This window comes from Candidatus Margulisiibacteriota bacterium (genome assembly GCA_041650635.1).
Taxonomy (GTDB): Bacteria; Margulisbacteria; WOR-1; order JAKLHX01; family JBAZKV01; genus JBAZKV01.
Map to the genome: position 1 here is coordinate 69,721 of JBAZKV010000001.1, position 13,605 is coordinate 83,325.

Here is a 13,605-nt window from a genome sequence, read left to right on the forward strand (position 1 = left end):
TCTAGAGCGAGTATTCTATCAGCGAGCTGGTATAGGGGTCTTTGGGACAATTGAGCAGATCTGCAGTTCTTCCTTCTTCTATCAGTTTTCCGCTCTTCATGACGGCTATCCTTGTGCAGAAGTCCTTTGCAAGGGCAATATCATGAGTGATGAACAGGTATGTCAGGCTGTTCTTTTTCTTAAGGTCCAGCAGCAGATCTATCACGGTCTTCTGCACTTCAAGATCAAGAGATGATACCGGCTCGTCCAGAACCAGCAGACGGGGCTCTGTCAGCAGTGCTCTGGCTATGCAGGCCCTCTGGCACTGGCCGCCGGAAAGCTCATGCGGATATCTGTGATACAACCCTGTGTCAAGCCCTACCTCCGTCAGTTTATTTGCGACCGCCCGTCTATGGGATGCAGAGGATGCTTTGTTGTGAATAATTAGGGCTTCCATAAGGGAGTCCCCTATCTTTATCCTCGGGTCAAGGCTGGAGACAGGCTCCTGAAAGATCATCTGTATATTATCCCTGAAACGCCTTATATCCCTTGCCCCTTCAAAAAGAACTTCGCCTTTGTCAACTTCAATGAGGCGGCAGGCTGCTCTTGCAAGGGTGGTTTTCCCGCTCCCCGACTCCCCTATTATCCCCAGGACTTCACCTTCTTCAACCTTAAGGCTGATGCCATCAAGGGCTCTGCTGCCTTTAAATTCCTTTGTTATATTCCTTAGTTCAAGCATTTCCCGTCCTTCATTTCGTAAATGCGGCTGCAATGCCTGGCAAGCAGAGGCCTGTTATGGGAGATCAAAAGAACGGACAAACCTTCTTTTGTCCTTAATTCTTCCAGCAGCAGCATAATATGGCGCTGGCTAATAACATCCAGCGCGCTGGTTATCTCGTCGGCTATCAGATAGCGCGCGCCGCAAAGCACTGCCATGGCTATCATCACTCTTTGCCTCATTCCTCCGGAAAGCTCGTGGGCATAGCTTGCGTACCTCTTTGCCGGATCATTTATCTTTACCTTTGCCAGCGCCTCAACCGCCCTTTCTTTTGCCTCTTTTCTTCCCATGGAAAAATGATGCCTGAGGCATTCGGAAAGCTGGTCCCCGATGGTCAAGACCGGATTAAGAGTTGTGAACGGGTCCTGAAAGACCATCGAGATGCTTTTTCCCCTAAGCTGCCTGATCTCCTCTTTTGGAAGGCCAAGCAGTTGCCTGCCGTCCAGTTTTATGCTTCCCTTTACTATCTTTCCGGGAGGCTCTATAAGCTGCATAAGGGAAAGACCCAGAGTACTTTTGCCGCAGCCCGAGGCTCCCGATAGGCCGACCATCTGCCCTTTTCCTAAAGAAAGGCTGGCCCCGTCTAGGGCTTTTACTGTCTCATTGTCGGAATAATAGTAAGTTGCAAGTCCTCTTATTTCCAGCATCCCTTAGTTTTCCTTGGGGTCCGAGGCCCCTCTTATCCCTTCTCCGACAAAATAGATCGACAATACTGTCATAAAGATGAAGAGACCCGGCACCAGCGCCATCCATGGTGCAAGGCGCAGGTAGGCCTGCGAATCCTGGAGCATGTTGCCCCAGGAAGCATACGGCGGCTGGACCCCCATCCCGAGAAAGCTCAGGGCTGATTCGGTAAGGATGGCCCCCGCCATGCCCAGAGTTGCCGCCACAGTAACCGGAGCAAATGAGTTCGGAAGAATATGTTTGAAGATGATCCTTATGTCGGATGAGCCAAGACAGCGCAGGGCCTCCACAAAAGGCCTTTCCTTGACCGAAAGGAACTCGCCCCTTACCAGCCTTGCCACACCCATCCAGGATGTAAGTCCTATTACTATCATTACATTATAGATATTAGGCGAGAGAACGGCCTGAACGGCAAGGATGAGAAAGATGGAAGGAAAAGCCAGCATCACATCCACAGATCTCATTATCACAGAATCCGCCGCCCCTCCGTAATAGCCCGCCAATGCGCCCAGCAGGGACCCGATAAGGACAGAGATCGATACCGCGACAAATCCAATGGTAAGTGAAACCCTGGCGCCGAACAGGATACGGCTAAATATGTCCCTTCCGTAATCATCCGTACCCAGCAAATGCGCGGCGGATGGCGCCTCCAGCGCCGTATTTCCGAGTTCGTTTGGATCATAAGGGGACAGCGCCGGGGCAAAAGCAGCCGCCAGGGCCATGAACAAAAGTATGGCGGCGCCAAACAGGGCCAGTTTATTTTTTTTGAACTTTTTCATATCTTATCCTTGGATCAGCCAGGGCATAGCAGACATCCGCCAAAAGATTTCCTATCACTATCAAAAAAGCCGAGAACATGACAACCCCCATAATCACGGGGTAATTGCGCGAAAAGACAGCGGCCACACCAAGCCGGCCCATCCCCGGCCAGGCAAAGATGGTTTCAACTATAAAAGCCCCCCCAAAGAGTTCCGGCAGGCTTAGTCCTATCAAAGTTATCAGAGGAAGCAGAGCGTTCCTGAGGGCATGTTTAAATATAACTGTCCTTTCAAAAAGCCCTCTTGCCCTTGCAGCTTTTATATAGTTTTGTGAAAGAGCCTCCAGCATGCTGGAGCGCACATACCTGGTTATCCCGGCAAGAGCGACGATCACCATTGTTGCAACAGGAAGCGCCATGTGCAAGGCAACATCTATGGCGCTTTTTAAAAATGAAGGGGTTTGAAGCGAGGGATCATACATTCCTCCCGCCGGAAGCAGGTTGAGTTTGACCGAAAAAAGCAGCATCAGCATCAGCGCCAGCCAAAAGGACGGGATAGACATTCCAGCAAAAGAAATAACGGTCACAAGGTTATCGAACCAGCCCTTCTTCTTCGCCGCGGAAAGGACCCCCAGAGGCACGGCTATTAAAAGCGTTACCGCAAAAGAAGTCCCCATGAGCAGAAGAGTCGCCGGCAGTCTCTCGGCTATCACCGCCGACACAGGCCTGTTGAGCATGTATGCCGTGCCAAAGTCAAATCTTATCGCGTGCCAGAGCCAGTAAAAATACTGCACTATCAAAGGCCTGTCCAGTCCCCAGTTCTGTCTAAGCCGCAGGAGTTCCTCGGGCTTGACAGAAGGATCCGTCAGCATCGCGGTAGGATCTCCCGGAGCAAGGTGCATTATCAAAAAAGAGACCAGCGAAACACCCAGCAAAAGAGGGATGAGGCTGATCAGGCGCTTGACAATATATCTTCTCATTTGGTGACGAACACCTTCTCTATGTTAAGGAACAATCCCGCCGGCCCGGGTTTTGAAAGCCCTCCCACTCTTTCTGATACCGCAACAACGGCCTTAGGGTACCAAAGAAAGAGATACGGCTGGTCCTCGGCTATTATCTTCTGCAATTGAGAGTAGATCTTTTTGCGGCTTTCCCTGTCCATGGTGGTGCGGCCTTTTTCCAGAAGGCGGTCAATTTTCGGATTCTTGTATTTCACAAAGTTGAGCCCCGACGGGTACTGCGATGAGTGCCAGATGCTGTACTGGTCCGGATCTATTCCGAGCGACCAGCCTATTATGACGGCGTCAAAATCCTTGGGATCCTTGTTTGCGTTGAGTATCCTCAACATCGCGCTCCACTCCATAACGCGGATGTTCACCTTTACACCTATCTTTTTGTACTGCCATTGGAGGATGACGGCCGCTTTTTCTCTTTCCTTGTTGCCCTGGTTGACCAGGATGGTGAACTCCAGCGGTTTTGAGCCTTTTTTTCTTATCCCGTCCGGGCCCTTTTTCCAGCCGGCCCCATCCAAAAGAATTTCCGCTATTTTTCTGTTAAGGGGATACTTTTCCACACTGCTTTCGTACGCCCAGGAGACCGGAGAGGACGGGCTGTAGGCGGCAGCGCCGGCGCCCAGAAAGATCAGGTTTATCAACTGCTGTTTATCTGTTGCATAAGCCAGCGCCTGCCTCACCCTCTTGTCAGAAAAGATCGGGTTGGCAAGATTGAATCCCAGGTATGTGTAGGTTAGAGCCTCATACTCATAGACCTTTACCCTCTTCAGTCGCTTTATCCTGCCCACCTCTCTGGGCGGCACATCGCTTTCATCTATCTGTCCCGACTCAAGAGCTATCAGCCTGGAATTTTCGTCCGGGATCATCCTGTAGATAATGGAAGAAAGGAGCGGAGCCCCCAGATGGTATTTCTCGTTCCTGACAAGAGTGGCGTGGTCGGAGGCCTTCCATTCCTTGAACTTGAAAGGCCCGGTGCCGACCGGCTTCTGGTTAAAGGACGAAGTGTTAAGGTCCTTTCCCTTTAACAGATGTGCCGGCAGTATTGACATCCCGGAGGATGCGAGAAAAGGGGCAAAGGGTCTTGGAAGGACCGCCTGTACAGTATAAGCGTCTATCACTTTGAACCTTATCGGTCTACCTTCAATTATATAATCGCTTCTTCTGACAGAATTCACTTTGGGATCAAGAATGGAATCAAAAGTGAACTTTACATCGCGCGCGGTAAAGGAAGCCCCGTCGTGCCATTTAACGCCCCTCCTCAGAAAAAAGGTAAAGACCTTTCCGTCCTTTGAAACCGTCCATCTTTCTGCCAGGTCCGGCACGATCTCGAGTTTTTCATTGATCTTTGTAAGCCCGTTAAAGATCGGCCCCTCAACCGAGGAAGAGGCCGAGTCCGCCGACAGTATCGGATTAAGTATCGAGATCTCGCCTCCGAGGGCAAAGACAAGATCGCCTTCGAGATCTGCGGTCCTTCCGCAGACTGCGGCGGACAGTAGTATGATCGTGAGCCAGATCGTTAAGATATTCTTCACTTTTACGCTCACATATTCGTCAATTCAAGCACTTTGCCTATCCCGCTCCTCTTATAGCCGGTTATCGTGTATCTCCCGGTTGCATCATCATATGTGTACATGATCTTGCCGGCGCTGTCTCCTTCCGAATAAGTCTTGCCCGTAAAAGGGTTCTTGGGAAGAGAAGCCATGTATTCTCCCGCGGCAAGATAGTTATCGTAAAGATTTTTAAGTGTTATGTCCTTTGCTATGGGATAAGTCTCGTTCTCCATGTTGTAGGATTCTACCCCGTATTGTACCGACCTCATCACCGATCTTACCGCCGCTTCTTTTGCCTTGTCCTGAACTCCCATGAACGAAGGGACCAGAAATGCCGCCAGAATTCCTATGATGCCTATCACTATGAGGATCTCGATCAGTGTAAATCCGCTGCTGCCATTCTTCAATCTTCTCACCTCCTTTATTGAAGGGACCCGAGTATCTTGGTTATGGGAGAAAGCACCGAAAGCGCGATAAAGGCCACCGCCGCTCCCGAAGCTATCGTGGCCGCCGGCTCCACAAAAGAAACAGCCCTTTTAATCAGTTCGTACGCTTCGTCTTCGAGGGCTTTACTGGAGCCTTTCATCATGTCCTCTGTTCTGCCGCTCTCCTGCCCCAGTCTTGCTGCAAAGACCAGTTCCTCATCAAAGTTATTATCGGTCTCAAATGCGCCGGCAAGGCTTTGCCCCTGCCTGACATTGTCAAGAACACCTTCGACGCTTTTTCTAAAGGCCGGGCTGCTCAAGGCTTTTGAGGTGTTGCTTAGGGCTTCGCAAAGAGGCAGTCCGGAGCTCAGCATATAGTACAGCATTCCGGCTATCCTGGAGCAGTTGAGCTTTTTTATTGTTTTTCCCATCAGCGGGACGCGCAGCCTGCAGGCCTCTAACGCGGGACCGAACTTTTTGGATGTTGAAAAATAGACGGCAAGCACAGCTGCAGCCGCCAGAAAGGTCAAAAGATAAGGGAGCAGTTTTACAAAGGAATACAGCACAACGACTTGTGCCGGCGGCTCTATCCCCATCTGGATAGAAAATCCTATCATCTGCGGGAACACATTAAAAAGAAAAAAGACAAGACAGGCGATAGAGGCCGTCATCACCGCCGCCGGATAGGCAAGAGAAGCTCTGATCTTTTTGCGTATCTCCGCCGTCTTTTCAAGATATTCCGCCGCAATAACCAGCCCCTGTTGAGTGCTGCCGCCGGCTTCGCAGGCGCCTATTATGGAAACCGCCTCCAGGTTGAAATACGGCTCCATAGAAGAAGCCAGCGTTGCTCCGCAGCTAACAGCCTTTTCCACATCCCCTCTAACCTTGGCCGCCTTAAGCGCCTTGACCAGCGGCACGCCGTAAGACAGCAAATGCGCCAGCCTTTTTATAACCGCGACCTGCTCTTTATTTGACAGCTTTTTCATAGAATTTTTACTGCCTGCTTTCCTATCCCAAAGAATTCTATTGCTGTCTCCGCTGTCTTTGCCTCCACCTCTTCTTTATTTATCTTTTTTACTTCCGCTATCATTTCCGCCACATACCTGACATATGCAGGTTCATTCCTCTGTCCGCGGAACTTTTGAGGGGCAAGATAAGGGCAGTCCGTCTCTATCATCATCCTTTCAAGCGGAACGGTCTTTACGACCTCTCTCATGCTATGCGCGTTCTTAAAGGTTATTACTCCAGTAAAAGAGATGTAATAACCCAGATCAAGGACCTTTTTTGCGTAGGCGCTGTCCTGCGAAAAGCAGTGAAACACCGCCTTTTGCCCTTTTGCCTCGCTGTTTAAGACCTCCAGCATTTTATCAGGAGCGCTGCGGCCGTGAAGGACCAGGGGAAGGCCGCTGTCCCTGGAAATCTCTATCTGCTTGACAAAGGCCTTTGTCTGCACTGCTTCGGGGACCTCATTGTTATAAAAATCCAGTCCTGTCTCTCCTACCGCCAGTGTTTTCTTGTTCTTAAGAAGAGCTGATAATTCGCTCAGAGAGCTTTCGTCCAGCTCCCCGGCATTATGGGGATGGATGCCCGCGCAGGCAAAAATGTTGGGATACCGCCCGGCAAGTTCCAGGCTTTTTTTTGAAGACTCTAGGTCAAACGCGGCGTTTATTATATACTCGACTCCGGCTTCCTTGGCCCTTTTAAGAACTTCCTCAAGGTCGCCGAACTGGCTCATGGTAAGGTGGGCGTGAGTGTCTATCAGCATTTTATTTTGCAAGCCGGGGGAACAGTGGGGACCCTTTTTGGACCTTGATATCTGCGTCTTTTTCTCTGCAACTGCCGCCTGCCCAGTCAAGTCCCATTTGCTGCCTCATCCGGACCGAAGTTTCGGGCATAAAAGGCTCTATCAGTATGGAGACCACCCTGAGGGACTCAAAAAGGTTGGCCATAACAGCGGCAAGTTCCTGCGTTTTACCCTGTTTGGCCAGCGACCAGGGTGCTTTCTGTTCTATGTAGCTGTTGGCAAAACTTATCAGCCCCCAAACTCCGGCAAGGGCCTCGGAAGGAAGGATTTCATCCATGGCCTGCTCATACTTTTTGGGAGTATCTATTATCAATTCTAAAAAAACGGCATCCTGGCTTGAGGCAGTAAGCTTTTGAGCTTTGGGGACCGTGCCGCCAAAGTATTTGTCTATCATCGTCAGGGTCCTGCTGAGCAGGTTCCCGAGGTCGTTGGCAAGGTCGCTGTTATACCTTGATATCAGCGCCTGGCGCGAAAAATCCCCGTCCGAGCCAAAAGGCACCTCCCTCATCAGGAAATACCTTACCACATCAAGCCCGAACTCTTCGGAAAGCACAACAGGGTCTACCGCATTACCCACCGACTTGCTCATCTTTTGCCCTTCTACCGTCCACCAGCCGTGGCCAAAAACTATGCCCGGAAGAGGAAGGTCAAGGGCCATCAGTATAGCCGGCCAGATCACCGCGTGGAACCTGACTATCTCCTTGCCCATAAGGTGGACATCGGCCGGCCACCACTTTGAGAATTCTTCCATGTCCTGCGGATATCCGATGGCAGAAATGTAGTTGACAAGAGCATCGAACCAGACATAGATGACATGACCGGGATCGAACGGGACCTGTATGCCCCAGGAAAAATTGGTCCTGCTCACATTTAGGTCCTTTAGCCCGCTCTGGATAAAATTCACGACCTCGTTCCTTCTTGAAGCCGGCCTGATAAAGTCTGGATGGGAATTGATATATGAAAGAAGCCTGTCCTGATACCTGGACAGGGCAAAAAAGTAGGCCTCTTCCTCTATCTTTTCCACAGGTCTTCCGCAATCGGGGCAGACCTTTTTGTCCTGCAGTTGGAATTCGGTCCAGTAGGCTTCGCAGGGCCTGCAGTACCAGCCCTGATAGGTGCCTTTATAGATATCACCTTTTTCATAGAGTTTCTGGAATATGCTTTGGACAGCTTTCTCGTGCTTCCTATCTGTAGTCCTTATGAACAAATCGTACGATATGTCCAGTTTTCCCCAGGCTTCTTTGAACTTTTGAACCATTGAGTCTACATGCTCCTTGGAAGATGTCCCCGCCTCATCTGCAGCTCTAGCAATTTTCATGCCATGCTCATCAGTCCCCGTTAAAAACTTCACATCAAGCCCTTTGAGCCTGTTCCATCTTGCAAGAACATCACATGCGATCTGGGTATAACCGTGCCCTATGTGAGGCACATCGTTCACATAATATATCGGACTGGTAATATAATATTTTGGGCTCATTTTATTGAATTATAGCATCTTGAGGCAAGTTCCGAACATAAAAGAGGACCGAGGAAAAGCAGGACTGTTGAAAAAACCAACACTTCGTCAGTTACGGGGTGGTCCTTTGATAAAAACCGATATTACAGTTCTTTCCGCCAGGAACAATACCTCCAACATTAGGCGGCCATAAAACCATGAACTGAATATGGAGATATTCGGTCCTATGGCACTGTGCTCCGCTTGGAGAAACATATACAAGACCTGTCTGGCTTCTGTTCACTATTGATGTCCCGTTGGCATTATCTCCGGCAATGATATTCCTATCCGAGTTATAGTACAGCTTTCCGTTATCCGGAACCAAGATTTCCGGACTTGACAGGATACTATCAAAACCCGGCTCCGCCTCGGGCACCGATGTTCCCGAAGTTCCTGTCAAAAAACTTTTTGTCTGCTGCGGGGTCGCGCTTGTAGATATGATAGGCACGGTATTGTATGAGATCGGGTTCCCGCCTTCTTTATAGATCCATTGTTTTCTTGCTATACCATTCATATCATTGGCCCATGCAAACCATCTCATGGTTGATGTCCTGGGATCAAGGATCCTTCCCTCGATCGGTCCCGGGACCTGTCTCAATATGTCTTTATCGCTATATACATAAACACTCCACTGCAGGTTCGGCTGGTCATAATAAGGGGCCTGTAAAGTCAGTCCGGTCTGGTAAAACCTTGAGGCTCCGTCACCGGTAAGATAGTTGCCGGGGGCTTCACTTCCGGCAATAGGATTAATACTATCGCCTTTTATCCAGATCGAAGGAAAAGGGCTGGTCGTCCGCCCTGGAGTCAGCAAAAATCCTGCCACATGGTTCAATACCGCCATTTTCTTGTCCGTGACATCTGCTTTTGTCACGCTAGGGCTCCCGTTCAGGTTATAAGCAACAACGGTCTGGGGCCTGTCAGCAGGCGACACATTCTCAAGCCCCAAATGAAAGAGCAGAGGCGTTGATTCAAATGTGGAAAATTTCCACCCGGGATCAGTATAACCCAGGCTGAATACGGGATAACCTATAGGAATATCCCCGGTCCCGGTGGAATCGGATATCGTAAAAGGCGCGCTTTCCGAGACAGCTGTATTTCCTGCCGTATTCTTTGCAATGATCTTTATCCTAACGGCGCTGGAATCCATCTGGGGAGTTGTCCATTCATAATTCCCCGTGTTGGAGATACCGGCAGCGATCGGCAGATAGACAGAACCTTCGCTCCGTGAATAATAAATTGAAATGCCGTCACCCCGCACAGGAAAACCTTCCGAAGACGCGTTCCAGGTTATCAGATGCTGTTCGCCGCACTTCCATCTTTCCCCCCCGAGAGGAGAAGAGAGCTCTATTTCCGGAAAATAGATCCGGTCAAGATACTTGGCAGTATCCGACATCGCAGAAAACATTCCGGCTTTGCTGCTCTCGCTTGACTCGATGAACCAGTTCGTCTCTCCCAGCCCGGATTTATCTATATTGAACCAGTTGTACGATTTGACCGCAGGGTACTGCGTCTTCATTTTGGCAAACGCGTCGATTATCCATGGCCCTTTCTTATCCCAGGTGGCCCAGTCATAGACCTCGGAACAGGCAAACTCGGCTATCATTACGGGTTTTCCAGGATGGGAAGATGTCAGCAGATCATAAGGCTGCCGAAAAAGCGCATCAAACGAGTTCCATCCCCAAGGCCTTGTACCTCCCCAGTTATAGTTATCTATAGCTATCCAGTCTACATAGTCGTCCCCCGGATAGTAATTGTCCGCATTATTCCAGGGCTCATCGGGAACGCTGCCCCCATACACGCACCAGACCCATGTGACATTGTCAGCTCCGGCGCTGGAAAAGATATCATGAACATGTCTCCACGCCGCGATATACTTTAGAGTTGACTCCAAACCTCCCCCATTCTGTTCTCCGCTCCACGGATACCAGTTGCCGTTCATCTCATGAGCAAACCTGAGAAATACCGGTTTATTGAAAGCTTTAATGGACTGCGCCCAGCTTGTGATATACGGATCAAAGTCGCCGTTAATGATATTCTGGAGGCTGTAGACCGGGTCACTTGCTAAATACTTCCAGGGTTCCCAGGTTATATGTGGGATACTGTCTCTATCGATCAGGGCATTACACTCCGCCGTCATAAATCCGTTGGCAGAGCTTCCCCAGGATTGGAACCACATCACCGAACCCAGATGACGGCCCATATTCGTCTCGTAAGACGGGAGATAGCTCAGGACCAGCGGGGGTTTTGAAGAATTGGCCGGCTCATAATCCACGAACGCACCAATATAACAGCCATCGATGTCTGCTCCGATCGTTCCATAAAGGTCCGTTGCACTGCACAATGACACTGCAGATAAGAGAATGATGCTTGCAGCCAGTATTTTTGCTTTCATATGCACGACCATATATCGTTCGGGAACATGTGCGATTTCAGGCCCGTCTTCTTCTCACCGTCAATCGACGGGGAAAAGTATCCTTATGTGGGAAACATTCTTGAGGGCGGAGTTTGCCCATTTTGGAAGGGGTTTGCTCATGTCGCTGTCCAGCCAGAGCCTTGGCATTGGCTCCCAGCTATTCTTTCCGGCATACTTTACCTGCACTATGAACCTCTCCAGCAGGTCCTGAGCAATGGTATCCGAATCGATATTCAGGGGTCTGTACACCGGCCTAAGATAAGAAGAGAACAGCGGCATCAGTCCTTCCAGAGGTTTTCCTTTTATCGAAGTAGGACCTACTACCATCCACTGGGTCAGCAGCCTGGCATTTCCCATTTCGGGGCTCATGCCGTGATCCGAAGGGATTATCTGAAAACCTCCGACCTTTCCCTTGGGGGAAGTAGAAATATCTATAACCCCGGTATGATTGGCCCTTATCCTTCCGGTCGAAGAGTACAGCCCTCCCCCGAACCTTCCTATCCCCTGAACCGGCTTGAGGACTTCGGCTATTACAATATCCTGGGACCCTGTGTAGTCCACGCTGACTGCTCCGCCAAACCTGTTCTCAAAGATTATTTCCCTCGGATACTTAAGCGGCCTTTCTACCGGAATTATTATCCTGTCGCCAAGCTGCGGGACATAGCCTTCTTCAACTTCACTTTCTGTACTTCCGGCACGGGCAAATAACACCCTGTTGCCCACCATCGGAGAATAGCTGCCGCCAAATATCGAAGTTCCTCCCTGGATAGCGGTATATAGAGAGGAATTTGGGCTTACATACGAGTTGTAATTGCCGGGAAGGTCAAGCGCCTCTTTTGGGACTATTGAAAAAATGATCCCTCTGCCTTCCCTCGTGTTGGTCCCGGTCTTGATGTGTATGGCATTGACCGCGGTGGCCGCCACTCTTCCCGTCTTTGCCCATTTGCTGGCGGTATATCCCCTGCTATTTGTCCTTGCACAAGGATAGAGGACCCTTCCGACCGCCTCTTTTGACACCCCTCCGTCATGGCTGACGCTTATCAGCCCGTCCCTTGAATTTTCTATCTCTATCCTCAACAGTTCTACGCTGCGGCCCTCGTCCATGGCAAAACAATTCATCCCCATTAAAAAAAACAATAAGATCCCTATACCAAATCTTTTAACATTGGACATTGGAAATTGGAAATTGGAAATTGGAAATTGGAAATTTGCCATTAGAAATACATCTTTCCCGCCGCTATCAGCCCCGCCAGGGCCAGCAGCCACATGTACACTATCGTCTTTTTAAGTATATCCTGCACATTTATGTTAAGGTTGTTAGCTATCCAGACATTGTGGGTATTGGTGGGATCGCAGACCCCCTGCAGCTGGCCCACCGACATGAGCGCGGCCATTATTGCCGCCGGTGACAGCACTTTGGATGAGAGCAGAAGACCAATGAGCCCGGCCCCCATTCCCCAGATGTTGAGCGGGCCCCTGTAAAGGGCCAGCGGGGCCAGAGAGGCAAAAAAGATCACATACGGGACCGGACTGGACGGAACTACATTTAGGAGCAGAGGAGAAACGGCTCCTGTAACCAGGGGATGCGTAACGGCATTTAGGACCATCCCTATCCCCATGATAAGCGCTATCGCCGGGCCGACCAGCCCCACCCCTTCGAGGATAGAGCGGCTCAGCAGCTTGATACTGTCTTTTCTAAGCGTGGCAAAAAAGCCCCACACAAGGCCGAGAGCTATCGCAGCGATAATGGGAAAATCAAAGGCGCGGACCGGTTTAAAGATGAGGTTATATATAGCAAAGCAAAGTATAAGGACTATCGGCACTACCGGCGTAAGAACGGCAAAAACCGAGATCTTTGGGGAAAATTCCTGCCCTTTGACCAGCTTTAAGGAGGTTTTTAGCATGTCCGCAACAAAGGCCAGAACAAAAACAAAAGCGAAAAACAAAGCGGCATACTTTGCCCAGTCCGTCATCAGGGCGGACTTTACAACCCTCAGGGCAGCCTGGAGCTGTCCGCCAACAAAAAGCAGGTAGATCAAGGCGCAAAGGACCGCGGCTGCGGTAAGATACAGAATGGTTTTTTTTGCTTCAAATCTGACACCGACCTCTTTAAGAAGAAAGATCAGCAGGATCGCAAAAAAACCTGCGGCAAGCACAACGGCAAACCCCATTATCTGCGGCTGGGAAAGACCCAGAACGCTGATATAAAGCTGCCAGTTGGCAAGATTGAAAAGACCCCCAAAGCTGAGCCCCAGAAGGAACAGGCTGCCGGCGGTTATCGGCGCCACTCCTATCGAGAGCAGGATAGGAAATACTATGGACGCTACCATGATGACGGAGCCCAGGCCTCCAAGCACGGTAAAAAGCAGCGCCACTGCCAGCGACATTACAAGACAGACGCGGAAAGGATTGTCGCCCGCCAGTTCGGCCACCTTTTTTATCAGGTCAGCGGCTATCCCCGAGTTGGCCACGAACTGCGACAGCATAGAGCCGAATAGCACGGTAATTATGGCGGCATTAAGCCTCATAGCCCCGTCCGAAATAATATAGGAAGCGATATCTTTTGTCGGCACGCCTGCAAAAAAGCCGATTAGGACGGCCATGACGGGAAGGGCAATAAGAGCGGGAAGCCTGTTAAGGTACATCAGGGCCGCAAAAAATACAAAGATCAAAAGAAGGGCAAAAGCAACGAACATGATAATGGATT

12 protein-coding genes are annotated in these 13,605 nt (G+C 50.2%); all 12 read right to left on the reverse strand.

The features are described from left to right. Position 1 precedes the first annotated feature (1 nt). The 12 genes from WC490_00315 to WC490_00370 all read right to left on the reverse strand — a co-directional run bounded on the left by WC490_00315 (position 2) and on the right by WC490_00370 (position 13,594). On the reverse strand, positions 2-718 hold the full coding sequence (locus WC490_00315; protein ID MFA5097059.1) for a dipeptide/oligopeptide/nickel ABC transporter ATP-binding protein: 717 nt from the start codon (positions 716-718) through the stop codon (positions 2-4). Further along, the gene (locus WC490_00320) at positions 706-1,404 is read right to left on the reverse strand and encodes an ABC transporter ATP-binding protein (GenBank protein ID MFA5097060.1); all 699 of its coding nucleotides are present in this window, start codon (positions 1,402-1,404) and stop codon (positions 706-708) included. The genes WC490_00315 and WC490_00320 overlap by 13 nt, the downstream gene beginning before the upstream one ends. A 3-nt stretch (positions 1,405-1,407) precedes the next feature. Next, positions 1,408-2,220 (reverse strand): ABC transporter permease, encoded by an 813-nt coding sequence (locus tag WC490_00325; protein ID MFA5097061.1) that lies wholly within the window; start codon positions 2,218-2,220, stop codon positions 1,408-1,410. Next, a complete protein-coding gene (locus WC490_00330; GenBank protein ID MFA5097062.1) occupies positions 2,198-3,178 on the reverse strand; it encodes an ABC transporter permease in 981 nt (326 codons plus the stop codon). The genes WC490_00325 and WC490_00330 overlap by 23 nt, the downstream gene beginning before the upstream one ends. Continuing rightward, entirely contained in the window at positions 3,175-4,743 is a 1,569-nt protein-coding gene (locus WC490_00335) for a peptide-binding protein (protein MFA5097063.1), read from the reverse strand. Before WC490_00335 ends, WC490_00330 begins: the two co-directional genes overlap by 4 nt. An 8-nt stretch (positions 4,744-4,751) precedes the next feature. Beyond that, the gene (locus WC490_00340) at positions 4,752-5,168 is read right to left on the reverse strand and encodes a prepilin-type N-terminal cleavage/methylation domain-containing protein (protein ID MFA5097064.1); all 417 of its coding nucleotides are present in this window, start codon (positions 5,166-5,168) and stop codon (positions 4,752-4,754) included. A 14-nt stretch (positions 5,169-5,182) separates the two neighbouring features. Beyond that, complete coding sequence (locus WC490_00345) at positions 5,183-6,172, reverse strand: type II secretion system F family protein (GenBank protein ID MFA5097065.1); 990 nt, start codon at positions 6,170-6,172, stop codon at positions 5,183-5,185. Continuing rightward, positions 6,169-6,951, reverse strand: a complete 783-nt coding sequence (locus tag WC490_00350) for a TatD family hydrolase (protein MFA5097066.1) — start codon at positions 6,949-6,951, stop codon at positions 6,169-6,171. Before WC490_00350 ends, WC490_00345 begins: the two co-directional genes overlap by 4 nt. 1 nt (position 6,952) lies before the next feature. Further along, positions 6,953-8,467, reverse strand: a complete 1,515-nt coding sequence (metG, locus tag WC490_00355; GenBank protein MFA5097067.1) for a methionine--tRNA ligase — start codon at positions 8,465-8,467, stop codon at positions 6,953-6,955. Positions 8,468-8,558: 91 nt separating this feature from the next. Beyond that, the gene (locus WC490_00360) at positions 8,559-10,877 is read right to left on the reverse strand and encodes a glycosyl hydrolase (protein MFA5097068.1); all 2,319 of its coding nucleotides are present in this window, start codon (positions 10,875-10,877) and stop codon (positions 8,559-8,561) included. A 60-nt stretch (positions 10,878-10,937) separates the two neighbouring features. Next, the gene (locus WC490_00365; protein MFA5097069.1) at positions 10,938-12,002 is read right to left on the reverse strand and encodes a hypothetical protein; all 1,065 of its coding nucleotides are present in this window, start codon (positions 12,000-12,002) and stop codon (positions 10,938-10,940) included. Between the two features lie 110 nt (positions 12,003-12,112). Further along, positions 12,113-13,594, reverse strand: coding sequence for a hypothetical protein (locus WC490_00370; protein MFA5097070.1), 1,482 nt, complete (start codon positions 13,592-13,594; stop codon positions 12,113-12,115). Positions 13,595-13,605 lie beyond the last annotated feature (11 nt).

Excerpts from the sequence above, each read along its gene's own strand:
- WC490_00370 (MFA5097070.1), bottom strand. The coding sequence starts at position 13,594 with ATGTTCGTTGCTTTTGCCCTTCTTTTGATCTTTGTATTTTTTGCGGCC.
- WC490_00345 (MFA5097065.1), bottom strand. The coding sequence starts at position 6,172 with ATGAAAAAGCTGTCAAATAAAGAGCAGGTCGCGGTTATAAAAAGGCTG.
- WC490_00350 (MFA5097066.1), bottom strand. The coding sequence starts at position 6,951 with ATGCTGATAGACACTCACGCCCACCTTACCATGAGCCAGTTCGGCGAC.
- metG (MFA5097067.1), bottom strand. The coding sequence starts at position 8,467 with ATGAGCCCAAAATATTATATTACCAGTCCGATATATTATGTGAACGAT.
- WC490_00315 (MFA5097059.1), bottom strand. The coding sequence starts at position 718 with ATGCTTGAACTAAGGAATATAACAAAGGAATTTAAAGGCAGCAGAGCC.
- WC490_00330 (MFA5097062.1), bottom strand. The coding sequence starts at position 3,178 with ATGAGAAGATATATTGTCAAGCGCCTGATCAGCCTCATCCCTCTTTTG.
- WC490_00365 (MFA5097069.1), bottom strand. The coding sequence starts at position 12,002 with ATGGACGAGGGCCGCAGCGTAGAACTGTTGAGGATAGAGATAGAAAAT.
- WC490_00325 (MFA5097061.1), bottom strand. The coding sequence starts at position 2,220 with ATGAAAAAGTTCAAAAAAAATAAACTGGCCCTGTTTGGCGCCGCCATA.
- WC490_00360 (MFA5097068.1), bottom strand. The coding sequence starts at position 10,877 with ATGAAAGCAAAAATACTGGCTGCAAGCATCATTCTCTTATCTGCAGTG.
- WC490_00320 (MFA5097060.1), bottom strand. The coding sequence starts at position 1,404 with ATGCTGGAAATAAGAGGACTTGCAACTTACTATTATTCCGACAATGAG.